Source organism: Pseudoalteromonas sp. Ld20 (assembly GCF_045064175.1).
Lineage (GTDB): Bacteria > Pseudomonadota > Gammaproteobacteria > Enterobacterales > Alteromonadaceae > Pseudoalteromonas > Pseudoalteromonas neustonica.
In genome coordinates this window covers 41,337-65,442 of sequence record NZ_JBISHB010000040.1, presented here as the reverse complement: position 1 = coordinate 65,442, position 24,106 = coordinate 41,337, and the positions used below count along the sequence as shown (strand labels likewise).

General features: G+C 40.2%; 23 protein-coding genes. 11 read left to right on the top strand and 12 right to left on the bottom strand.

Annotated elements, in window-relative coordinates; genetic code table 11:
• Positions 1-68 precede the first annotated feature (68 nt).
• The 7 genes from ACJJVX_RS15295 to ACJJVX_RS15265 form a co-directional block, all read right to left on the bottom strand.
• Positions 69-464 carry a biopolymer transporter ExbD gene (locus ACJJVX_RS15295; RefSeq protein WP_054203542.1) on the bottom strand — a complete coding sequence of 132 codons (396 nt, stop codon included), beginning with the start codon at positions 462-464 and terminating at the stop codon, positions 69-71.
• A 216-nt stretch (positions 465-680) separates the two neighbouring features.
• Positions 681-1,124, bottom strand: coding sequence for a PA2169 family four-helix-bundle protein (locus ACJJVX_RS15290; RefSeq protein ID WP_054203543.1), 444 nt, complete (start codon positions 1,122-1,124; stop codon positions 681-683).
• 170 nt (positions 1,125-1,294) lie between these two features.
• A complete protein-coding gene (locus tag ACJJVX_RS15285; RefSeq protein ID WP_054203544.1) occupies positions 1,295-2,233 on the bottom strand; it encodes a LysR family transcriptional regulator in 939 nt (312 codons plus the stop codon).
• Positions 2,234-2,248: 15 nt separating this feature from the next.
• Positions 2,249-3,967: a bifunctional isocitrate dehydrogenase kinase/phosphatase gene (aceK, locus tag ACJJVX_RS15280; protein WP_405632231.1), complete on the bottom strand. Its 1,719-nt coding sequence runs from the start codon at positions 3,965-3,967 to the stop codon at positions 2,249-2,251.
• Between the two features lie 81 nt (positions 3,968-4,048).
• Positions 4,049-4,525, bottom strand: a complete 477-nt coding sequence (locus tag ACJJVX_RS15275) for a hypothetical protein (RefSeq protein WP_054203546.1) — start codon at positions 4,523-4,525, stop codon at positions 4,049-4,051.
• Between the two features lie 111 nt (positions 4,526-4,636).
• Positions 4,637-6,133, bottom strand: a complete 1,497-nt coding sequence (locus ACJJVX_RS15270) for a DUF3413 domain-containing protein (protein WP_405632228.1) — start codon at positions 6,131-6,133, stop codon at positions 4,637-4,639.
• A gap of 5 nt (positions 6,134-6,138) precedes the next feature.
• A complete protein-coding gene (locus tag ACJJVX_RS15265) occupies positions 6,139-6,351 on the bottom strand; it encodes a DUF1414 domain-containing protein (protein ID WP_016707302.1) in 213 nt (70 codons plus the stop codon).
• A 62-nt stretch (positions 6,352-6,413) separates the two neighbouring features.
• Here ACJJVX_RS15265 and yejK point away from each other — a divergent pair, with 62 nt between their 5' ends.
• Positions 6,414-7,430 (top strand): nucleoid-associated protein YejK, encoded by a 1,017-nt coding sequence (gene yejK / locus ACJJVX_RS15260; RefSeq protein ID WP_054203548.1) that lies wholly within the window; start codon positions 6,414-6,416, stop codon positions 7,428-7,430.
• Positions 7,431-7,531: 101 nt separating this feature from the next.
• Here the strand turns inward: yejK and ACJJVX_RS15255 are convergent, their stop codons facing one another.
• Together ACJJVX_RS15255 and ACJJVX_RS15250 are read right to left on the bottom strand one after the other, a co-directional pair.
• Positions 7,532-8,179 (bottom strand): DUF4124 domain-containing protein, encoded by a 648-nt coding sequence (locus tag ACJJVX_RS15255; RefSeq protein WP_054203549.1) that lies wholly within the window; start codon positions 8,177-8,179, stop codon positions 7,532-7,534.
• 15 nt (positions 8,180-8,194) lie between these two features.
• On the bottom strand, positions 8,195-8,794 hold the full coding sequence (locus tag ACJJVX_RS15250; RefSeq protein ID WP_054203550.1) for a DUF4124 domain-containing protein: 600 nt from the start codon (positions 8,792-8,794) through the stop codon (positions 8,195-8,197).
• A 94-nt stretch (positions 8,795-8,888) separates the two neighbouring features.
• On the opposite strand from ACJJVX_RS15250, the gene ACJJVX_RS15245 reads away from it, so the two are divergent.
• The gene (locus ACJJVX_RS15245; protein WP_054453408.1) at positions 8,889-9,254 is read left to right on the top strand and encodes a hypothetical protein; all 366 of its coding nucleotides are present in this window, start codon (positions 8,889-8,891) and stop codon (positions 9,252-9,254) included.
• Positions 9,255-9,722: 468 nt separating this feature from the next.
• Here the strand turns inward: ACJJVX_RS15245 and ACJJVX_RS15240 are convergent, their stop codons facing one another.
• Together ACJJVX_RS15240 and rne are read right to left on the bottom strand one after the other, a co-directional pair.
• Positions 9,723-11,789: a hypothetical protein gene (locus ACJJVX_RS15240; protein WP_054453410.1), complete on the bottom strand. Its 2,067-nt coding sequence runs from the start codon at positions 11,787-11,789 to the stop codon at positions 9,723-9,725.
• Positions 11,790-12,534: 745 nt separating this feature from the next.
• Positions 12,535-15,807 carry a ribonuclease E gene (gene rne, locus ACJJVX_RS15235; RefSeq protein ID WP_405632223.1) on the bottom strand — a complete coding sequence of 1,091 codons (3,273 nt, stop codon included), beginning with the start codon at positions 15,805-15,807 and terminating at the stop codon, positions 12,535-12,537.
• Between the two features lie 618 nt (positions 15,808-16,425).
• On the opposite strand from rne, the gene rluC reads away from it, so the two are divergent.
• Both rluC and ACJJVX_RS15225 read left to right on the top strand, forming a co-directional pair.
• Positions 16,426-17,385 carry a 23S rRNA pseudouridine(955/2504/2580) synthase RluC gene (gene rluC / locus ACJJVX_RS15230; protein WP_054203554.1) on the top strand — a complete coding sequence of 320 codons (960 nt, stop codon included), beginning with the start codon at positions 16,426-16,428 and terminating at the stop codon, positions 17,383-17,385.
• Complete coding sequence (locus ACJJVX_RS15225; protein WP_054453414.1) at positions 17,382-18,032, top strand: HAD-IA family hydrolase; 651 nt, start codon at positions 17,382-17,384, stop codon at positions 18,030-18,032. Before rluC ends, ACJJVX_RS15225 begins: the two co-directional genes overlap by 4 nt.
• On the opposite strand, the gene ACJJVX_RS15220 is transcribed toward ACJJVX_RS15225, so the two are convergent.
• On the bottom strand, positions 18,029-18,622 hold the full coding sequence (locus ACJJVX_RS15220; protein ID WP_405632219.1) for a Maf family protein: 594 nt from the start codon (positions 18,620-18,622) through the stop codon (positions 18,029-18,031). The two genes, ACJJVX_RS15225 and ACJJVX_RS15220, sit on opposite strands and share 4 nt — an antisense overlap.
• 142 nt (positions 18,623-18,764) lie before the next feature.
• Between ACJJVX_RS15220 and yceD the strand changes: the two genes are divergently transcribed.
• From yceD to fabF, 7 genes are all read left to right on the top strand, one after another.
• Positions 18,765-19,289 carry a 23S rRNA accumulation protein YceD gene (gene yceD, locus ACJJVX_RS15215; protein WP_054203557.1) on the top strand — a complete coding sequence of 175 codons (525 nt, stop codon included), beginning with the start codon at positions 18,765-18,767 and terminating at the stop codon, positions 19,287-19,289.
• 9 nt (positions 19,290-19,298) lie between these two features.
• On the top strand, positions 19,299-19,469 hold the full coding sequence (gene rpmF / locus ACJJVX_RS15210; protein ID WP_002962381.1) for a 50S ribosomal protein L32: 171 nt from the start codon (positions 19,299-19,301) through the stop codon (positions 19,467-19,469).
• 12 nt (positions 19,470-19,481) lie between these two features.
• Positions 19,482-20,510 carry a phosphate acyltransferase PlsX gene (gene plsX / locus ACJJVX_RS15205; protein WP_054203558.1) on the top strand — a complete coding sequence of 343 codons (1,029 nt, stop codon included), beginning with the start codon at positions 19,482-19,484 and terminating at the stop codon, positions 20,508-20,510.
• A gap of 74 nt (positions 20,511-20,584) precedes the next feature.
• On the top strand, positions 20,585-21,511 hold the full coding sequence (gene fabD, locus ACJJVX_RS15200) for an ACP S-malonyltransferase (protein ID WP_054203559.1): 927 nt from the start codon (positions 20,585-20,587) through the stop codon (positions 21,509-21,511).
• 13 nt (positions 21,512-21,524) lie between these two features.
• The gene (gene fabG / locus ACJJVX_RS15195; RefSeq protein ID WP_054453416.1) at positions 21,525-22,271 is read left to right on the top strand and encodes a 3-oxoacyl-ACP reductase FabG; all 747 of its coding nucleotides are present in this window, start codon (positions 21,525-21,527) and stop codon (positions 22,269-22,271) included.
• Between the two features lie 240 nt (positions 22,272-22,511).
• Positions 22,512-22,748 carry an acyl carrier protein gene (acpP, locus tag ACJJVX_RS15190; RefSeq protein WP_054203561.1) on the top strand — a complete coding sequence of 79 codons (237 nt, stop codon included), beginning with the start codon at positions 22,512-22,514 and terminating at the stop codon, positions 22,746-22,748.
• A gap of 86 nt (positions 22,749-22,834) precedes the next feature.
• Complete coding sequence (gene fabF / locus ACJJVX_RS15185; protein ID WP_054203562.1) at positions 22,835-24,073, top strand: beta-ketoacyl-ACP synthase II; 1,239 nt, start codon at positions 22,835-22,837, stop codon at positions 24,071-24,073.
• The last annotated feature ends 33 nt before the right edge of the window (positions 24,074-24,106 follow it).

Sequence of the window (24,106 nt, the reverse complement as noted above, 5' to 3'; positions counted from 1 at the left end):
GCTATCTTTACAAACATGTGACGAAAAGATTTATTTATGAAAAGGGCCGAAAGGCCCTTTTATAGTTTTTAGTGGGAGGTGAGTGCTATAGGGTAATTATTATAGTCTTTAATATTATTCATTACGGTCACTAATGTTTGATGTGTACTGTTTTCGTTCGCGGCAATTTGTACGGTAGTAATTTCATATTTGGCTGCGAACATGGCGAGATTAGTTGCAACTTGGTCTAAATCAATTAACCGTCCGGAAAAATATACCGCATTACTTTGGTCAATGGTGAAGCGCGCATTTTTAGATTGCTTATCTATTTGAGGGTTATCTACAGGGCGTTGTAACTCAATACCTACGGGTTTAACAAATGAAGTTGTAACAATAAAAAAAATTAATAATATAAACACAATATCAAGCATGGGCGTCATATCTGCCTCGGCGTTATTTTGTTTTACATGTTGTTTATTTCTCATAATGGAACCTTATTATATTTATTAAGTTTAAATAAATGCTGCGGCGCCACAGCGGTATTAGGTACCTATTAGTAAGACTAGTAGAGTGAAAATGAGCTGTGGTTAAATAAATATTTTATTTTTATTAATTCTTTGCGCTGCATTGTTATAAAGGTTAATTTTATGCGGGCATAAAAAAGCCCAGCGTGAACACTGGGCTTTGTATAACAAGTTTGATTAATGCTTTTGCATACGGCTCATTTCTGTATGGCAGCTTTGCATTGTTAACAGTACTTTTGATAATGCAGCTTCGCAATCATGTGGCTGTGGTTTTTGCATGGCTGACTTTATTTCTTCGAGTGTTTTGTCTTCTACTTCTTCTAGCTCTTTAACGTAGGTTTGGTCGTTATTTGAGCTGAACTTAGTAATAAGCGCGGTGTAAGCACGGCGAGCTTCAACAGCAAAAGAGGAGCCATCTTCTCGTTCACCTTGTTCATTAATAGCGTAAGGTTGTAAGCTTTCAATGCTCACTTTACGTGCGTCGATCATACGTTGAAAAAGTGCACCTATGGCAGGATCTTGAACTTTCTCCTGAGCTTTTTCATAAAAATCGATGCCGCTGTTCATTACTTGGATAATGTCAGTGATATGATTTACTTCTGTTCCTTGATGGGTATTCATAATGTTGACCTCTTTAAGTTAAATGAATATTAAAGTTCAATTAACTTAAAGCAATGGTCATTCCATTATTTTGTTTGTGTTATACGTTTGATTTTAAAGCGTTATTTTAATTTTGCAGACTCACTTAGAAATAGACGTAAGCAAATTTTACACAGGAGTATGTAAGACTGTTACTTTAACTCATCAGCAACTTCAGCTACTTTTTGCCTTAACCAAATATGACTTGCGTCTCTGTGCAGTAACGGGCTCCAGATCATATCTAACTCAAAAGGTGGAATTGGGAAAGGAGGATCGAGGATCTTTAAACCTGGGTCATCTAAATAAATATTGGCGGCCTTTGAGGGTAATGTAGCGACTAAGTTTTGCTCTTTTGCTAAATGAATTGCGACATGATAATTACGTGTAAAAGTGGCAATGTTACGATGCTTACCAAAGTGGGCGAGTGCTTCATCTACCCAGCCCAGTTTTTGCACATCTTTAGGATCCATGCCAACACCCACACCAAAGCCTGTTTTACTTACCCAAATATGCCGTGCTTTTAAATAACTATCTAGACTAAAACTTTCAATTATCGGGTTGTCAGCCTTAACTAAACAACAAAAGCTATCTTTCCATATACGTTTATGATGAAACGATTGCGGTAAATTTTCAAAACGATTGATCGCCATATCGACCTTACCATTTTCAACATCATGAAAGGTTACATCGCTTGGAGTCAAAATGTCTAAAGTGGTGTCAGGTGCTTCTGTATGCAGCTTACTGAGTAGCTTAGGCGCAAGTGTACTGGCTGCGTAATCACTAGCCATAATACGAAACACGCGTTTACTTTGGCTGGCTTCAAACTCGCGGTTAGGAGCAAGTGTCTCTTCGAGTGTCATTAATATACCGCGGATCACTGGCTGTAATTCAAGCGCTCGCTCTGTGGGTACCATACCATCACTTGTGCGAACTAAAATGGGGTCGTTAAATAAGTTACGTAAGCGTTTTAGGCCATTGCTCATTGCAGGCTGTGTGATGCTCAGTTGGTTTGCGGCACGCGTAACATTACATTCGCGTAATAACGTATCCAAATAAACAAGTAAATTTAAGTCTATTTTGCTGATGTTCATTGTGTGTCCTTTCGTTTACCAACTATGGATAAAACGCTGTGAGCTAGGGTATGGATAAATGTGGCTAACAAGGCCATTTTTAACATTTTTTTGCGCTTGTTGCCAAAATTCGACATCGAGTAATTCAGGATGCGTTTGCGTAAAAATCGATTTATAACAAGGGTTTGGCATTACAAAGGTGCATAATTGCTCTGGGAAGACATCTTGGGGTGCCACAGAGTAACTTTGTTCGTTAGTTAAGTAATCATCGTAGGTTTTTGGTTTAGGTAAGGCTCGAAAATTCATATCAGTAAGATATTGGACTTCATCGTAATCGTAAAAAATGATTCGCTTGTGATTACTGACCCCAAAATTTTTCAAAAGCATGTCGCCAGGGAAAATATTTACCGCAATCATCTCTTTCAACGCTTGCCCGTACTCGATAATGGCAGTACGTGCATCTTCTTCGTTGGCACTTTCTAGAAATAAGTTCAGCGGTGTCATTCTTCGCTCTATATAGAGGTGTTTTATAATCAACAAATCCCCCTCAATCACCATTGATGACCCTATTGTTGCCTTTAACTGTGTTAATAATGTAGCGTTAAAGCGTGCCAGTGGGAATACGACGTTAGAATACTCTATGGTGTCAGCCATCCGGCCGACTCGGTCATGGCTTTTAACTAATTGGTAGCGTTTTAGAACAGTGTCACGACCAAAAGGCTTACTCTCACCAAATTTGTCTTTAATTATTTTGAACACGTAGCCAAAAGAAGGTTGCGTGAATACCATCATCACCATTCCCGGTGTGCCTGGGGCGATAATAAAATCGTCGTTTGAGCGCTCTAGGTGCGTTAAAAATTCACGGTAAAACTCGGTTTTTCCTTGCTTGTGAAAACCAATCGCGTTGTACAGTTCAGCAAGGGTTTTATTCGGCATTAGCTGATTTAAAAAACGGACTAATGCAGAGGGCGCATGGGTTTCAACCATAAAATAAGCACGGGCAAAACCAAAAATAACCCGCATTTGTGATGATTTAGTGAGTAGGGCGTCTAAATATAAACCTTTATCTTCATGGTGAAGAACGGCAATAATAAAAGGCTGCACACCGCTTTGCGAAACAACACGGCCTACAATGTAGGCGGCTTTATTACGATAAAAGGGAGTTTGTAATATATCAAAACGCATTTGCCATGCACTGTGGTGTGTATCTGGCGCTTGTTTATAAAATGCTTTAACAAGTAAGCGAATATCGCGTTCTAAGTCATTAAAAGAGGCTTTAAAGTCAAATTGCTCAATAATTTTACGGATCGTGGGTTTTAAGCCATCAATAACAGGAAAATAACTACGATACTCTGCTTCAATTGGTAACGCAGGGGCATCAGCGAGTGTGGCTTTAACAAAAATGAAATTATTATTAAAATAACGACGATGAGATAATCGACAAAAAACAGAGTTGTAAAATGTTTCAGCTAATTCTGCCTGTGGGTGAAAAAGCAAGAACTGTTGATAGTGCTGCTTTGTTGCAAGCCATAGCGATTCATCAAGTTGTGTTGTTAGGTACTCGTCTTTGAGTTGTTGCGTTGTTTCATTTACTCGGTCATCGTAATAACTGATCCGCAAACGACTAATTTCGTGCATTTTAGACCAGTCTTTATGCGCAAAGGCAAGCGGGGCTTGTGCTGTAATTTTTTGAAATAATAAATAGTGCTTTTTAAAGCCTTTTAAAATGAATTCGGCAATCTCGTGCGCGCACATATGGCTACTCCTAGAATACGGTGTAGAGTATATGCTCTACTGATGTTAAGAGTATGCTAAATATTAGTAAAACCCAATAGCTTATTCATAACGTTTTAACTTTTTTTCTAATGCAGCCAGTTTTTTTTCTGTTGATTTTTTCTTTTTTGCGTAGGTTTTATCGATTCGTTTGATCTGCTTTTTAATGTCTTTTGCAGTGTGCTTTTTATCATCATCACTCATCAGGCGTGTTAGGCGTTCTTGCTGATTATATTCAGCGGTATCGCGTTTACGGCTTAAAATTGCAAGTGTATGTTTTACGCTGCGGATCTCGCTATGGAGGTTGCGTACTATTTGTTCGCGCTCAAGTGCATTGAGGGATTTAGTATGATCAATTTTGGATGAGTCTGCTACGTTAGCCGTTGTGACTTTATGCTGGGTTGCTTGTCCACTGCATGGGAATTGACTGAAGGTCGTTACTTTATCCGTGATGCATTTATAGTAATGAGTATCATTAGCTATTAGGCTTGATGTGAAAAGAACGATAAAGAAAATAAAAAAAATTGCGGGTGATTTCATTACTTTTAACCTTCCTTAGTCAGGTAATAATAAAAACTATAACCTAACTAGGGCAAATCGCAAATTAAATGCTCAAGCCCTAATAGACATCTATAAGGGCTGTTGTGTAGGCTAATGCGTAAATGTTCTTAGCTTTTTAATACTATGTACTAAAAATGGGATATCTAAACTTTGCTCAATTGAAAAGCCTTGTGCAGCAGATATATTTTTATAATTACCCTCAGAATCAATCAAAGTAATGCGATCTTTTTTGTACGCAATGAAGACACCTTGTGAATAATTAACACCGATATCATCTTTTTTACTATATAAATTAACGCCCAGCATGCTTTGTTTTGTAACATTAGAGCAGTTTAAGTATTGGCCTACACTGGTAGCAATGAGATCGCTTGGTTGGATTAGGCCATCAGCTCGAGTGACTTTTTTATCTGAGCTATATAAAGTAGAGACACTAACAATACTATTGTTATCAGTCGCCAAACTAAAAGCGAAAATATGGGTGTTATTATCACGAACTGTGGTCTGTGCATCTGCATTTACGATACGGATTGCAGCACCATCTGTTTTAGCTCCATTTATATATGTGAAATCTTCAAATCCAGTGACCGAAAGGCTACGACGTTGTGTTTGCCACACCGGAAGATTCTGCTCGTCCATAAGTACTGCTTTATAATAAGCAGGCAGGCCATAAATTAGACTAAAAAGTGCATCTTGATGATCAACAGCTTGTAAAAACTGCTCTGTTTTATATAAGTCTGTATGCTGCTTAGCAAACTCATCTAGATTTGCTGTAGAGCTAAATACTAAGATATCAATGGTTGCGGGCGTAAAATTTTCGCATCGGGTTAGTGGTGAAGGGGCACTATAATTAATATTTTGCGATGTGAGTTTAACATTGTGTGCCTGCTTGTAGCTTTCAATATCTAATAAATCATTCTTTGCTAATAAACTTTTAGCCGTGGTTGGATAAGATAGCGGCAACACGTTGTCTTGCTTGGTGATATCAAATTTTAAATTAGCATCAGCCCAAATATGAATACTGTGGCTCATAGCAAAACATACTAATAAAAATGAGCTGGCGTATCGTGCGAACTTATACTGTTTTAAACGTGCTAAATGATGCCAAGTATAGTTACTTGCAAGTAATTGAAATGCAAAAATAAGTATGACAATCCCGCCAGCAAGTAAACTGGTTAACCCCGGGCTGCTGGTTAATCTATGCCATAATAAAGTCACAATTTCAGGCAATGCTGAACTACTTAAGTGATAACCTAAATTAAAATATACGTAAGCGTCAAGCGTAAGTAGTGATGCTCCGCAGGTTGCAAGAATGGCGGCCATTCCACGAATATGCCGAGGGTAGGGGAATATAAGGCTTAACGGAAAAATCGTCAGCACAAAGGCAATAAAGGTAATAAAGCTAGTGTGGCTAAGCCAAGTAACTAGCATATAAACATACCCGATTGCAGTTGTCGGTGGCGAGTCGGCAAATAAGTAACTTAAACTAATAAGCAAAACTAAACCAATATTAGCGAAGGTGAACCAATGGCCCCAACTTAATAATTGACTCGCTTTAGACGAAAACTGATTGTGCTGCGATAAATTCATAAAGTTTATTTAACCGATTGCGCAAGTGCTTTCGCAAAGTTATCCGCAACGGCTTGTCTTTTCCCTGTTGGTACATGCTCTTTTAAGATATGCGTGATAGAATTTCCTAAACACATAAGACTTAAATCAACCGGCGCATTGTGTTTAGTTAACACATCAATGAGTTGATCGACGATTTGTTCTACTTCATCATTAGAATATTTTGATAAGATTGGCATCAGTTGGTTCAATAAAAGAGTTATATTCTCATATTTTAACACCAGAGGCGTGAAAAACAAAGATGGCAATAGATGTTAAAAAGTTAGTCGTTCATTATGTAGACAAAAAAGACGACGATACGCAAATTCATTTGCGCAATGACGAAATGGCAGTGAATGAAAAAGTCGCTGTATTCATCGAGCAACTGCATCACGCATATAACGGTAAACCAGGTAAAGGTTATTGTGCATTTAGCGGAGATAAAAATAGTGTGGTTGCATCTGCAATGCAAAGTTATCGTAATGACGAACTTGGCTTTTGGCACATGACAGAGCAAGCAACTACTGTATTAAAAGAAGAATTAAATAAGTATGCGTTTAACGAAACCGGCTATTTAATTTTTTGTCATTACCAATACGTCGCAACGGATTATATGTTGATTGCGATGATCAACATTAAAGAGCACTATTCAATTACCTCTGAACTTGATTTAGCCTCATCACGTCATTTAGATATATCTCGCATGCAACTTGCTGCACGTATTGATTTAACTGCATGGGATACTCAAGCTGAAGATAATCGTTATATTTCGTTTATTAAAGGGCGAGCTGGGCGCAAAGTAGCCGACTTCTTTTTAGACTTTTTAGGCTGTGAAGAAGGCATTGATCCTAAGCAGCAAAGTCAAGTGATGCTCAGTGCAGTTGAAGATTACCTATCAGAGCAACAATTTGATAAGTCTGAAAAAGACGACTTGCGAAAACAAGTTTTCGATTATTGTAATGATTGTGTCACCACAGGTGAAGACGCGAATGTCAGCGAATTATCCGCAACCTTGACTAAAGGTGACGACAACCCGTTTGAAAGCTTTTGTAAAGAGCAAAGTTATGATTTAGAAGAGTCATTTCCAGTTGACAAGAAAACAGTGACAAGTATGGTTAAGTTTTCAGGTCTTGGTGGTGGTGTAAGCATTAGCTTTGAACGTAAGCATTTAGGTGAACGCGTTATGTATAACGACGCTACTGATACGTTGGTTATCAAAGGCATTCCGCCTAACTTAAAAGATCAGTTACAGCGCTTTATGGAAAATGAGAAAGAGTAAGCTTAAAACAGAGTTACAAATAAAGCCGCGAGATCTGACGCGGCTTTATTCTTTGTTTGAGTTGTACTTACTGTTAATTTTCTATGAACTTCACAGTAATATTACTTTTGTGTTTTGCACGTAATTTTTAACCCAATTACAGAACTTCTTGGCCTAAAGTCTGATTGAGCATGACAGGCAAAATTACGATGATTCCATCTCCAGTTGCCTTTTCCATAGCGAAGCGTGTTTTCAGTCTGATCTTCTAGTCCCATTTCCATCATTCGTTTATTGATATCAGAAAAAGTGGCGTTGAAAAAACCATTGTTGTCAGGCGTAGATGAAAAATTTCTTGCGTACATTTTCCCTTGATAAACAATTTCACCCATGCCATTTATAAATCTTGCACTCACATTATGGATAGGAACATTTGAATATTGATATTTACTGGGGGCTAAAAAAGAGTACTCGTAATTAAAACTACCTTGCGGGATGATATATTGCTGCTCAATTAAATCTAAATTCAAAAGTACTAATTGGTTCAAGCCAATATAATTCAAAGCATCTTTGACAGTATTAATCTCTTTAGGGATCTCGTTAACTATTGGGCTTTGAGAAGCACTTTCATTTTTTTGGGCAACGGTTGATGCACTTTTCTTACAAGGAATGTCGGTATATGACACATTCCCTTGTTCATCTTCGCACATATACACTTTTGCTTGTGTGACAAAGCTTGATAAAAGTAGCATAGTGAGTATAAGTTTGGTCATATCATTCCTTGGTTTTTATAATGAATTTATTTTTTCTTGCGTGAGTTCCATATAACGTAAATGGACCTGTATTTCACAGTTGTTTTCAGCAATTTGGTCCATTGTATTTTCAATGGCATATTTTATCGAGTTACTTTTATTTTTATTATAATGAGCTTGTTGTTTTTCAAGATGAGCGTTTAACCTCTCGTTCTCTTTTTTTAATCTATCCTTACTATTTTCGTGCGTCTTTAAAACATTCATCGCATTTTTTTTTGTAGTGTACTGTTTATTCATCGTATAGGAAGAACTACCTTGATAATAATTACCATGATATGAGATAGACTTATTGCAACTGAGTATTGTGCCCGAGCCTTTTATGGGAACTTCCGCACCGGGGGTATACTCTTCATGTTCTTCTTCAGAGCCATGAGATTGGTTTTCATTTTTATTCTTTTTTGGAGTGGGGGTTGACTCAATACCCTCGACTACTTCCGCACTTTGACTCGTAGGAACATCAGAAAAATGACGAACACCATTCTTATCGACCCAGCTGTAAACTTGTTGTGCACAAACGGACACTGAAAATAATACAGCACCAATAAGCAACTTAAATTTTATCAGGTTATTACGCATAAAACCTCCTTGTGAATTGACTCGAATGAGTATTTTATTATAGTGATGTATTAGGCTAGAAAACCCATTATTCTGTCAAGGGGAAATTATTAATATGAAAGGGATTATTTATTTTTTACTGGCTATATTTGTGTTGTTGGTTTGTTATAACAAATTGGTTGAAAGAAAAGTAGTCGTTGATTATCACAAAATGAGTGAACAAATGCACAATGAAGCAAAACTTAAGCAGCAAATGGTTGCTCAAGATATCCAGCGTCAAATGCAATCTAGGGGAGGGCAAATTGATAAACATATCTTACTTCATAATATCGATCCAACGATTCCAAAGGTTGGAGAGTTAGAACAGCGATGCAAGGAGTTAACATTGAAATCTGATATGTCTCAATCTATTTATGATAAAAATATAGCAGAACTCGAATGTGAAAAATATGAGGCGTACAAATTAGCGAGTGAAAGCTAGGGCGTGTTGACCTTTCGTGATTGATTTTGCAGCAGACTGTTTGGTATTTAGGCAAGGCAGCGCCTATGTAGTGTGGTTGTTCCCCATAAATAGGCGATAACGCAGTATAAATGCCAAACATGCGCTGCCCAAAGGGTTTTTCCTAGGGGCGATTGACTCTTTGTTACCTACAGGGATGTAGGTAAGGGGCGTGAGCAGGACGCGGAAGCTTTGCTCGGTTTTTACTTAGCCCGCTAGGTTACAAACCTCGCGCAGCGATTAAATCGCCCCTAGGTTGAACAAATTTCAATCCACAAAGGTCAACGCGCCCTAGGGTGTGTTTATCTTTCTAGGTTAATTGTAAGCAGACTGTTTGGTTTTTAGGCAAAGGAGAGCCCGTTTAATTGGTTATCGCTATTTCATTATCGCCACTAGTAATAAAAAAGCCACGATAAACGCGGCTTTGACTCTGTTTTACTTAAAGATCGATCACGAACCGCCTGTTGTGCCAGTACCTGTAACTGGTTTTTCAGTTATGGTGCATTCAATGGGAAGATCAATAACCACTTCATTTGTCGCACTCGCGGCGAAATCAGGAGAAGTCACATAAGTTCGGCTGACTTGATCCCATACTCTTACTTTATAATTACCTTCAACAACGTTTGAAAAAGTTGCTGTGCCGTCATTTGCAGTATATGAATAGGTCACGTAGTTATTGCTTGAATCAATCAAATACGCGTAAGTTGAAGTTGCTGCCGGTGGGGCTTCAACATCACCTTCAGCGTTGTTACTACAAGCATATTGTGTTTTAATTTTTTGATCTACTCGCGCTGGAGCAGTATCAAGCGTTAGCACTAGTTTCTTCCCATCCAACTCACAAATGTCATTTAGTTTTAATCTAGATGCTGAAGCATCAACCGGATTATTAGCGTCACCTTCGATCCCATCAATAATATTAGTGCCATTATTTAATAGCGACATAAATACGGAAAATGACGGCGGGTTAGCTATCGTAGACTTATTGTAGTAACGGAATTCATACCCACGTTTAAGTTTACGGTAACCACCAGATTGAGATTCCACAAGCAGGTCAAATGCGGTTACATTATCAGTTGAGCCATCTGCATATTTGATGTCAAACTGAACTTTGCGATCATCACCGCATTGGCCAAAGTTAGGTTCGCGCCAGTTAAAGAAATCAAGATTCCAGTAAGATAAGTGAGTTACCTGAACTGCTACGTCAAAAACATCAGCGTTATCAGCATTTACTTGAGCAACACCATAGCTTTCAAAAGCCCATTGCGCTTCATCCGCATCGTAACTCCATACAGGGATTATATCACCTGCCTTGATTGGGCGTGTCGCAATTGCTGAGCCATCAGAGGAAACACAGGCGCCTTTACGAAAGTAAGCACTATCAGTTGATTTAGACGCATCAACAGCAAAAGCAGCCACTGTAGCTTGGTCTAGATTATCTAAATCAGCATAAGTCATTGGGCAGGCGTTTGATGTTTTAACTTCTACTTGCATTTTAACTTCAATTGAGTTTTTAGTGGCGTTGTCACCATCACCCGTTGAGCCAAACTCTTTCACTTTGTTACCAGCATCATCGGTCAATTCGATGGCAACAAAACCAGCGGTTGTAAATGAGCCTGTGGTTGTGACTTCAGTCGTTACATTATCTGCGGTAGGAACAGAAACGGCTAGGTCAAGACCACCAGGGAAGTAATCTAGTGCTGATTCAGGGCGACTCTCATTATTGTCGTTTGCAGCAGCACTGGAGCTGGCTTCATTGTTAAAATACGCAACAGCAAGGGAAGGGGCGCTTGTTAAAGGAACTAGCTCACCAGCTTCATTTTTAGCAAGCATTTTAGATCCACTGGGTATTGATATTTGAACCCCCCCTTTGTCGCTAGTGGCACTGCCATTGGTTTTAGTTACTGTTTTGGCAAGCTTTAATGCTGAGCCATCAGATGTTTCAAGTGATCCATCTTCTTTAAATGTAACCGTAGCGCCATTTTCGGCTAAATCATTCACTGATTTTTCTTCAGACACAATAGCAACATTATCAGCGTCAATACTACGAGAAACTAATGTTACAGTTTCTGCAACTTCAGAATCATCAACTGATAAAGTAATTACTTTACTGTTATTAAAATAGCCAGGAGCAGTAAAATTGACTGTTATTGATGTTTCAGCAGTGAGTTCTGATAATGACGCCGCAAATAAGCCTGCGCCATTGGTAATCGTTAAATCATCGGCTGTTAACGCTTCGCCTTTGGTTGAAACAACATTGGCTGAATTTTTGGTGATCTTTACTGTAATAGGTACATCAGCAGAGCCTAAGCTATTACCTTCGCTATCTTTTACAACTACAGTGAAAAAACCAGCTTGTTTTTCAGATGTGGTACCTGCAGGCAGTTCAACAACCTTTTGTGTTGGTGTCGGTTCTACCGGAGGAGGTGTTTTGTCATTGTCACTAGAACATGCAGCCAAAGTTGCTGTTAGACCTAATGCTATGGCGAGTTGTGTTAGTTTGAACTTATGAATTTCCATAATTTAACTTTCCTTTGAGAATTATATTAACTAAAAGTTGTCTCTAATTATCCGCAGAAATACTGCTTACCCGCATTAAATTAGCATGCAATAAAGTTGTATTAAAAATAAGCAAAGTGATAGTAGCAAATGGGTTTGTTAATATATAGTGTCAAGTGATGGTTTTTTGTTTTTTTTGTTTGTAGTAAGTAACTTTAATGTGTATGTAGTACTCGGGTCTGTTGAACTTTGATGATTAAAATTTGTTCAAACTCAGGCGGTTCAATCGCTGCGGGAGATTTGGAATCGAGTGGACTAAGTAAAATCGAGCAAAGCCTCCGCGCTCTGCTCATGCCCTTTATCTACATCCGTACAGGTAATAAACAGTTAGTCGCCCCTTGGGAGAACCCTTTGGGCAGCGCATGTTTGGCATTTATACTGCGTTATCGCCTATTTATGGGGAACAACCACACTACATCGGCGCTGCCTTGCCTAAATACCAAATAGACTGCTGTAAAATCAATCACGAAAGGTCAACACGCCCTAGTTATAGCGCAATTTTCTTGTCATTAAATAGACCCCATATCTAAGTAGATTGGTATAAGAGTTACCAAATAAAAAGTAGGGGATTACAGAGATAAAAACTTCAGTTGTTTGGGGCTTTATACTTTAGTGTCAATTTAGGTTTCAGCTATAAACGAAAAAGCCGTGTTAATTTTATTAACACGGCTTTTTTATTTAGTACTTAACTAAACAATGTGAGTTATTAAGCACTCAATGTTTTAGTCATTGCAGCACTAGCACGACCAGCTGGCTTTAATGAACCGGCACGCAAGCCACTATCTGGAATCGCTTCACGCTTATCATGTGCCATTGCCTTAGGCGTATGAACAACATCGCTATCAGCGACTGGTGTAGGTTGTGCCATTGGCGCACTTGCTTTTCCAGTTGTGATCACTGTTTTAGTGTTAGAAACAGTTTGTGTTGGTGCTTTTTCAACTACTGGAGTAGGCTCAGTAACAAAAGGTGTTTCTTCAACTACTACAGGAGTAGGCTCAGTAACAACAGGTGTTTCTTCAACTACAGCAGGAGTAGGCTCAGTAACAACAGGTGTTTCTTCAACTACTGCAGGAGCAGGCTCAGTAACAACTGGTGTTTCTTCAACTACTGCAGGAGTCGGCTCAGTAACCACAGATGTTTCTTCAACTACTGCAGGAGTAGGCTCAGTAACCACAGATGTTTCTTCAACTACAGCAGGAGTAGGCTCAGCAACCACAGGTGTTTCTTCAACTACTGCAGGAGTCGGCTCAGTAACTACAGGTGTTTCTTCAACCACTTCAGGAGTCGGCTCAGTAACCACAGGTGTTTCTTCAACTACTGCAGGAGTAGACTCAGCAACCACAGGTGTTTCTTCAACTACAGCAGAAGTAGGCTCAGCAACCACAGGTGTTTCATCAACAACTTCAGGAGTAGGCTCTGCGACAACAGGTGCTGCTTTAACTACTTCAGGAGCAGATTCATTCGCTTCAGTAATCGCATTTTCTTTTGCTTTTAACTCCGCTTCATATTCGGCTGCGGCTTGATCTGCAACTGGAATAAACGCTGGCGGTTGTGTACTTTGTGTTTGAGTAGCTTCTTCACCTTCAGGACGACGACGACGTTGGCCTGCGGCACGTAAATGGCGAGGTGAGCGGCGTGAACGTGTACGTGTTTGGCCTTGCTCTTCATCTGCAGAGGCAGCATCTTGTTCATTCACAACTACCTGTTCAATGTCTTGTGCAGGTGTTTCAACAACCGGTGCTTTTTCTACAACAACGTCTTCAGTTTTTGTCGGGGTCTGAGTCGGTTTTTCATCAGCAACAGCTTGCTGTTGATCATCAGTTGCAACAACTTGGCTATCTTCAGCTTGTAAGCGTACCTTTTTACGTATGTTACGACGTTGACGGCGAACTTTTGGTTTTTGTTCAGTAGTTTCAACTGTAACATCTTTGACTTCAGGTGTAGTTGCTGCTGCAACTGCCACTTCTTTTTTATCGTCATTACGAGTTTCATTACGTTTACGCGAGTTAGGATTGCGACGACGTTTATTACGATTATCGTTTCTTTCCTGCTGCTCAGTACTTGTTGATGCATTATCGTTTTTAACAACAACAGCTTCTTCTGTTGAACGCTCATTAACCGGCTTATTACGTGAGTTGTTGTTACGACGACGTTGATTGTTTCGACGACGAGTATCACCATCATTGTTACGATTGCGGTTATTGCGGTTACTCTGTGCAGTTTGCTGTTCTTGTTTCTTTACTTCTTCTTTCTTTTCAGATGAATCAGCGAATAACGATTTGAACCAGTTGCTAATAGTTGTCAGCAAGCTAACTTGCTCTGCAGCTGGCTGACTGGCTGTTTGCGTTGGAGCTGGCTTTTCAACAGCTTGCGGGGCCGGTGTCGAAGGCATTACTACACCTTTTAAAACTGGCTCCTCACGTACTACCGCTGTTGGTGTTTTTGATGTTTCAAATACTTCTTGCTCAGGAGCAATCACTTGCTCATAGCTTACAGTCTCGATGGTTTCGTCTTTACGTAAGCGCATAACTTCGTAATGAGGCGTTTCCATGTGTTGATTAGGAATAATCACAACATCGCAATTATGACGTTTTTCAATGCGATGTACGCTACGACGTTGCTCATTTAACAAATAAGCGGCAACAGCAACAGGCACTTGTGCGTTAACTTGTGACGTATTGTCTTTAATCGCTTCTTCTTCGATTAAACGTAGGATTGACAATGCAATCGACTCGTTTGAACGAATAGTACCTTGGCCACTACAGCGTGGGCATGGACCTTGGCTTGCTTCACCTAATGAAGGGCGCAAGCGCTGACGCGACATTTCTAGTAAGCCAAAACGTGAGATCTTACCAATTTGTACACGGGCACGATCTGGACGTACAGCATCTTTTAAGCGGTTTTCTACTTCACGTTGATGACGTGGTGGTGTCATGTCGATGAAATCGATAACGATTAAGCCACCTAAGTCACGTAAACGTAATTGGCGAGCAATTTCGTCAGCAGCTTCTAAGTTGGTGTTAAGCGCTGTTTCTTCGATATCACCGCCTTTAGTGGCTTTTGATGAATTGATATCGATAGAGGTAAGTGCTTCAGTTGGATCAATTACAATTGAACCGCCAGAAGGCAGGCGAACTTCACGTTGAAATGCTGACTCAATTTGGCTTTCGATTTGATAATGAGTAAACAGTGGGACTTCACCTTGATAAAGTTTTACACGGCTCATGAAGTCAGGGCGAAAACGCTCTATATGCGCTTTTGCTTCTTCAAATACTCGGGCTTTATCAATCAGTATTTCACCGATGTCACGACGTAAGTAATCGCGAATAGCACGGAAAATCACGTTGCTTTCTTGATGAATTAGGAACGGAGCTTTACCGCCATCAGACGCTTGTTGAATCGCATCCCAATGTACTAATAGCGCTTTTAAGTCGTAGTTAAGCTCTTCAAATGATTTGCCAACACCAGCAGTACGCACGATTAAACCCATACCTTTAGGCAGTTCTAAACGGCTTAATGCTTCTTTAAGTTCTGTACGCTCATCACCTTCGATACGACGAGAAATACCGCCAGCACGTGGGTTGTTTGGCATAAGCACTAAATAGCTACCAGCAACACTAATAAACGTAGTAAGAGCTGCGCCTTTTTGTCCGCGCTCTTCTTTATCTACTTGAACAATGACTTCTTGACCTTCTTTGATCACGTCACGTATGTTCGGACGACCGTGAAAGGTATAACCTGTCGGGAAGTAAGTGCGAGCAATTTCTTTTAAAGGAAGGAATCCGTGACGATCAGCGCCATACTCAACAAAAGCGGCTTCTAGTGACGGTTCTATACGTGTGATTTTGCCTTTATAAATATTGGCTTTTTTTTGTTCGTGACCCGGGCTTTCGATATCTAAATCATACAGGCGCTGGCCATCAACCAGTGCTACGCGCATTTCTTCTTGCTGCGTCGCATTGATTAGCATACGTTTCATATTGTTACTCTACTGTGTTATGTCTCTGACATGACGAAACTTTTCGCCTGTTCAGTTGCTCCCATCGCTTCTTTTTATACAATCTCACGACTGGATCTGTGGGGGAGCTTTGCTCTGTATCCGTTTAAGTATCTTTATGGTGCTGGCTGACAATAACGTGTTGTCACGTTATTAGATTCTAAATAGGGGGAAAACAAATGACTGTTTTTACAGTTATCTATTTGAGTTCTGCCCAGAGTCGACCATGTATTAAATTAACTTGTACGATTTACAATGCATCTGCTGAACGGCGTATCGTACGCCGTCACGATCAGACAAATTATTTGTTCATTGCTTTTTTTATCAACATTAAAAAACACATCGTGGTCAAACTTAACTAGCGATATATTACGCGCATCGGAGTTAATTGAACGCACGTGCAAACTAGGTATGTATAAAAGCTTTGGAAAACTTAACTCGGATCTGTATGATCAATTACCCAGAATGTGCATCACGAATGTATTAATGTGTTAAAAAGCACCGTTGTTATGTGCAAATTTATATTTGCGCTAGCGATTATCCCATTATTATAACCGTGTTAGCAACTAAATTATTTTTACTTAAATCAGTGATTAGGCAATGTCAGAAAAAACCGGCTTACAAGTATCTTTCGTCACGATTACCGAAGACCATTTAGGTCAACGGATTGATAACTTTCTTATTACCCACTTAAAAGGGGTGCCTAAAAGCGCTGTTTATCGAATTCTTCGAAAAGGTGAGGTACGTGTGAACAAAAAACGTATTAAACCTGTTTACAAACTTCAACTTGACGATATTGTGCGTATCCCGCCAATTAAAATCGCTGAGCGTGAAGAGTTTGTGCCAAAAAATTTAGATGTAGTAACTAAGCTTGAAGACGCTATTTTATTTGAAGACAAGTATCTTATTGTAATTAATAAACCTTCAGGCATGGCTGTGCACGGTGGCAGCGGTTTAAGTTATGGGCTTATTGAAGCGTTGCGTGTTCTACGCCCTGAAGAGCGAAGCTTAGAGCTTGTGCATCGGTTAGATCGGGATACATCAGGTTGCTTATTGATTTCAAAACGTCGCTCTGTCCTGACCAGTCTTCATGAACAGTTACGTGAAAAAACCATGGAAAAAAACTATTGGGCATTGGTTGATGGGCAATGGGATTCAAAAGATAAAAACGTTACCGAAGGGCTGTTGAAGAACACCTTGCAATCGGGTGAGCGTGTTGTTCGTGTTAATAACACCGAAGGTAAGCCATCTCATACACGCTTTAAAGTGTTAGAACGTTTTGATGAATGCTCACTGGTGCAGGCATCACCCGTTACTGGTCGTACGCACCAAATTCGTGTTCACACTCAGTGCCGTGGGCATGCTATTGCTTGCGATGACAAATACGGTAACCAAGCATTTGATGCAGCGATGCGTAAAATTGGTTTAGGGCGGTTATTTTTGCATGCACATGACTTGAGTTTTTATCACCCTAAAAACGAAACCACCATGCGTGTTGAAGCACCACTTGATAAAGCACTTGTTAATTGTATTAAAACATTACGTGCAGCCAAATCGTGAAATCCTATAAATTAGTGATATTTGATTGGGATGGCACAGTGATGGATTCAGTGACAAAAATAGTAAACTGCATGCATCAATCTGCGATATTATGTGGCTTAGTTGCTCCGAGTGACGAAGCAACCGCTAATATTATAGGCTTATCACTTGAACAGGCTGTGGCTACTTTATTTCCTAACGATGCAGATTTATATGCTGACTTGATCGCAGGCTATAAACATCAATATAAATATGTAGATGTAACGCCAACCCCTTTATTCGAAGGTGTTGAGCAAACTTTAGCTGCATTAAAAAATAGTGGTGTGTTGTTAGCTGTTGCAACCGGGAAAAGCCGTGCTGGGCTTGAGCGTTTACTCGATGAAACAAAGCTTAGGAATTATTTTGTTGCAACGCGCACCAGCGATGATGCATTGTCAAAACCAGCGCCTGATATGCTATTACAATTACTTGATGAGCTCAATATGAGTGCTCTTGATGCGTTAATGGTTGGTGACACTAAAATCGACATGGCCATGGCGAAAGCAGCCAATATTGACCGCCTAGGTGTGACGATGGGCGTACACAACGCCCAACAGCTGCAAGAGTTTGCGCCAATTGCTACGGTTGATTCGTATCAGCAATTAGGTGCGCTCTTACTTGATCGTTAGGCTTGATTACTTAATACATCAACCCCAAACTCAGTCAATAATTGGCTGAGTTTGATCAATGGTAACCCAATCAAACTGTTTGGATCATCGCCATTGAGTTTCTCAAATAAACAAATACCTAAGCCTTCACTTTTAAAGCTGCCAGCACAATTGTAAGGTTGTTCAGCATCGCAATAAGCGCTTATTTGCTCATGCGAAAGGCTTTTGAACGTGACATCAAAGGGTTCGACGCGTGTTTTTGTTGTGTTTGAAAGAATGTCGTATACGCACAAGCCAGTTAAAAAAGTGACTGTATTACCGCTAAATAGGCTCAGTTGCTTTATTGCGTTTTCTTTATTGTGGGGTTTACCCAAAATTTGCTGGTCAAATATTGCAACTTGATCAGAACCAATGACTAAACCCGCTTTAAAAAGGCCTGTTGCAGCGCGGGCTTTGAGCTCACTTAATCGAGAAACAAGCGCAATCGGTGTTTCGTTTACGTGAGGGGTTTCGTCAACATCAGGTGAAAAAGTATCAAATGGTAGATTAAATTTTTGCAATAAAGACTGACGAAAGGGTGAACTTGAGGCTAAAATGATAGGGTGCTTCATGGATTGTTTTCCTAATGAAAATCAGATTGAGTTAGGATAAATCAGATCCGTAAGTAAAACAAAGAAATGAATCACGAAAAACCAGTTAAAAATGGTTTTTTACTTTGACTAACCAAGTAACTATCTATATGATGCAGCCCCTATGCAAAAGGTGAAAATTCCCATCACTCTTCATCCAGGCAAAGCAGCTCAACACCGTTTAAAGTATGACGGCATTGTACCGCTTGAAAAACTTACCCGTTTACGGGAAGTTGTGCAGGAAGAAGTAGGTGAAATAGCGGTAAAAATTCATTGCAAAAACGACGATCAAGGTTTCGCTGTGATTAGAGGCAATTTGTCCACACACGTTACTGTCACTTGTCAACGTTGTAATGGTAATTTAGGGTTGGATTTGGTTCAAGACTTTGTTTATTCCCCAATTGGAGAGGATACAGAGTCAGATATTTTTCCAGAAGACTACGATGAAGTAGCGCTTGATGAAAATGGTGAAATTAACGTTTTTGAGTTAATCGAAGACGAACTAATTTTAGCAGTTCCATTAGTTGCTACCCACAACGAAGCTTCATGCAGTTATTCAGCAAAGCCTGCCAGCTTTGGTGTTTTAAAGGCGGAAGATGATAAACCTAATCCATTTGATATTTTGAAACAACTTAAGAAAGATTCTTAGGAGAAGACTATGGCTGTACAAAAAAGCAAAAAGTCTCGTGCAAGACGCGGCATGCGCCGTTCACACGATGCGATCAGTGGTCCAACTTTAACTGTAGACCAAACATCTGGTGAGACTCATCGTCGTCACCATGTGACTGCAGATGGTTACTACAAAGGCGTTCAAGTAATTTCTAAATAAGAGATTGCTTTTATGCTGACCAATCTAACCATTGCGTTAGATATGATGGGGGGCGATTATGGCCCCCGTTCATCTATCCCCGCAGCCGTTAACGCGGTAAATGCCAATGCCAACTTAAGTTTAATCTTATGTGGTAACGAACAAGTAATATCTAAAGAACTCGAATCGCTTGATTCTCTTTCCCATCCTCGTTTAATTATTCGTCATTGCACTGAAGTTGTCACCAATAGCTGTGAACCGTCTTCTGCTGTGCGAGCAAAAAAAGATTCCTCAATGCGCGTTGCCCTTGATTTAGTTAAATCAGGTGAAGCACAGGCGTGTGTGAGTGCCGGAAACACCGGTGCACTATTATTCATGGCTCACTATGTACTGAAAATGCTTCCAGGTGTAAAGCGCCCAGCATTAATTTCAGCAGTACCAACGGAGCGTAAAAACCCTGTTTACTTACTTGATTTAGGTGCCAATGTGCATTGTGATGCGCAAACCTTGTATCAGTTTGGCATTATGGGGTCGGTGGTCGCAGGGCAAGCGCTTGGTTGTGATAATCCTAAAGTCAGTTTATTAAATATTGGCTCTGAAGCGATTAAAGGCCATGAAGATATTAAGCAAGCTGCAGAGCTTATGCAGCAATGTAAGTATATAAATTATACCGGTTATAGCGAAGGCAGTGATATATTTACTGGTAAATCAGACGTTATAGTTTGCGAAGGTTTTGTGGGCAATGTCGCTTTAAAAACGTGCGAAGGGATTGCAAAACTCATTATGTTTAAGCTTACTAAAGCACTGCGCAAGCACTTTTTCTATAAATGCTTAGCCTTTTTACTACGCCCAGTAATAAAAAAACTCTATAAAAGGGTGAACCCCGACCAGTATAACGGCGCTTCTCTGGTAGGATTGCGCGGTATTGTCGTAAAAAGCCATGGAAATGCCTCCGCTAAAGCATTTCATGCTGCTATCGACGAAGCTGCTAAAGAAGTTGAGCGTCAACTTCCTGAAAAAATTGCAGCTATTTTCGAGCAAACACATTCAACTAAAAAGTAGCGACTGACGAGTAGATGTTGTTGTCAGGCGTTTACTTAAACAATTATTTATTTGTTTAATTTAAAGAGCAAAGTATGGCACAAAAAATTGCACTTGTTTTTCCAGGTCAAGGCTCACAATCAGTGGGTATGTTAAGTGAACTTTTAGAGCAATCGGATATAGTAAAAGCAACGTTTGCAGAAGCATCACACGCACTAGGTTATGATTTGGCTGCATTAGTACTTAATGGACCAGAACAAGAACTAAATCAAACCCATCGTACTCAACCTGCACTATTAACAGCCTCAGTGGCTATTTACCGTCAATGGTTATCAGCAAATTCAGATGCAGAAGTAACAATGGCTGGTCACAGCTTAGGTGAATATTCAGCATTGGTGTGTGCCGATGTATTAAGTTTAGGGGAAGCTGTAAAGCTCGTTGAAAACCGTGGTTTATACATGCAAGAAGCTGTGCCTGCAGGCGTCGGCTCTATGGCTGCAATCATTGGTTTAGGTGATGATGAAATCCAAACTGCGTGCGAAGCATCTGCACAAGGTGAGGTTGTATCGCCAGTAAATTATAATTCACCAGGTCAAGTTGTGATTGCAGGCCATAAAGCCGCAGTTGATAGAGCGTCACAGGCGTGTAAAGAAGCCGGTGCCAAACGTGCATTGCCTTTATCTGTAAGCGTGCCATCACATTGTGAACTGATGAAGCCTGCAGCAGAAAAATTAGCGACGGATTTAGCGGCTTTAACATTTAATACACCTAAGTGTGATGTAATTAATAACGTTGATGTAACCGCTGCAAGCGCAGCAGATGCGATTAAAGACGCATTGGTGCGTCAATTATACAGCCCAGTACGTTGGACTGAGACAGTACAAGCGTTAGTCGCGCAAGGTATTACCCAAAGTTACGAATTTGGTCCTGGTAAAGTATTAACAGGCCTTGCAAAGCGTATTGATAAAGCAATGGTATGTGGTTCGGTTAATAGCCAATCAGCCATTGACGAAGCAAAATAAGAGTAGGATAACAATGGCAAATTTATTTTCACTAGAGGGCAAAGTTGTCCTAGTTACTGGCGCAAGTCGTGGTATCGGTAAAGCAATAGCAACGACTTTAATTGCGCAAGGCGCTAAAGTAGCGGGTACTGCAACGAGTGAGTCGGGCGCTGCAAATATAAGCGAGTACTTAGGCGATAACGGTAAAGGTTATGCATTAAACGTAACTGATCCTGCATCGATTGAGGCGACACTTGCTGCGATAAAAGCGGATTTGGGTGATATTGATGTATTAGTTAATAATGCCGGTATTACTCGCGATAATTTGCTTATGCGCATGAAAGAGTCAGAGTGGGACGATATCATTGATACTAATCTAAGCTCTATCTTTCGCTTGTCAAAAGCGGTATTACGTCCGATGATGAAGAAAAAGAATGGTCGTATTATTAACATCGGCTCGGTAGTAGGTACGATGGGTAATGCAGGGCAAGCTAATTATGCCGCAGCAAAAGCGGGTGTAATTGGTTTTTCTAAGTCATTAGCGCGTGAAGTGGCCTCTCGTGGTATTACAGTTAACGTTGTTGCACCTGGTTTTATTCAAACTGATATGACAGACGAGCTTACAGATGAACAAAAAGCAGCTACGCTTGCTAATGTTCCAGCTGGACGATTAGGTCAACCAGATGAGATTGCAGCCGCAGTCTGTTATTTAGCATCTGATGCAGCTGCTTATGTTTCAGGCGAAACTTTGCATGTAAATGGTGCCATGTACATGGTATAAGGAACTTTGTTCCTATTTAGTTTTTGGTGAGTTTGTCGAAAAATGTTGAATTTTTTGTGAACTTGCTTTAAACATACTTGAATTCGTTGTGAAAATAAGCGATAAAAGAGCCAAATAACCTTCAAGAGGTTTGACCAGATAAATAATTATCAGCAAATCCTTGAATCACAGAATTATGCGCCGTAAACTACGCCGCAATCTGAAAATAACGCATTGGCGTTTTTAATAAAGGAAAGAAGAATGAGCGACATCCAAGAACGCGTAAAGAAAATCATCATTGAGCAACTAGGTGTTAAAGAAGAAGAAGTAAAGCACGAAGCTTCTTTCGTTGATGACTTAGGCGCAGATTCACTTGATACTGTTGAATTAGTAATGGCTCTTGAAGAAGAGTTTGACACTGAGATCCCAGACGAAGAAGCTGAAAAGATCACTACAGTACAATCTGCAATCGATTACGTTACAGCTCACGCTGAGTAATCAATCGCAAATTAAGGGTAGCATTCGCTACCCTTAATCTATTACACCCACCAGAAAAATAATAATTCCCATATTGGAGGCAAACCGTGGCTAAACGTCGAGTAGTCGTAACTGGCTTAGGAATGTTGACACCGCTAGGTAACGATGTTGAGTCAACGTGGCAAAACTTGTTAAACGGCAAAAGTGGTATTCAAACTATTACGCATTTTGATACTTCAAGTTTTGGCACCAAATTCGCAGGTTTGCTGAATAATTTTGATGCATCGGCTTACATGCCAAAGAAAGATGCTAAAAAAATGGATTTATTCATTCAGTACGGCATAGCGGCAGGTGTACAAGCAATACAAGATTCTGGCCTTGTGATCACAGAGCAGAACGCACCGCGCGTTGGTGTTGCTGTTGGTTCAGGCATTGGTGGTTTGACGCTGATTGAAGAGAACCACATAAAATTATTAAACAGTGGCCCACGTAAGCTTTCTCCTTTTTACGTACCATCGACCATCATCAATATGATCTCAGGTCATTTATCGATTATGCATGGTCTACGTGGTCCAAATATTTCAATTGTTACTGCCTGTACAACGGGTTTGCATAACATCGGTCACGCGGCGCGTATGATTGCCTACGGCGATGCAGATGCCATGGTAGCCGGTGGCGCTGAGAAGGCGTCAACACCAATTGGTATGGGTGGCTTTAATGCTGCACGCGCTTTATCTACCCGTAACGACGATCCGCAAGCGGCATCGCGCCCGTGGGATAAAGATCGTGATGGTTTTGTACTTTCCGATGGCGCAGGTGTGATCGTACTTGAAGAGTACGAACATGCAAAAGCGCGTGGTGCTAAAATCTACTCAGAGTTAGTTGGTTTTGGTATGAGCGGCGATGCATTCCATATGACATCACCACCAGAAGACGGTGCAGGTGCAGCTCTTGCGATGGAAAATGCGCTAAATGATGCGCAAATTAATGCTGACCAAGTGGGTTACATTAACGCACATGGCACATCGACTAATGCTGGCGACAAAGCTGAGACTTCAGCGGTTAAATCAATCTTCGGTAACGCAGCAAAAGATGTGATGGTGAGTTCATCTAAATCAATGATGGGCCATTTATTAGGTGCAGCAGGGTCTGTTGAGTCAATCATTACAATTTTGTCATTACAAGATCAAAAAGTAACACCAACAATTAACCTTGATAACCCTGATGAAGGATGTGATTTGGACTATGTTCCTCACACCGCTCGTGACGCGAAACTTGATTACGCGCTATGTAACTCATTTGGTTTTGGTGGTACTAATGGCTCGTTGCTATTTAAAAAGGTATAATCTTTTTTAACAACGATATCCAAGAAGAGCCCA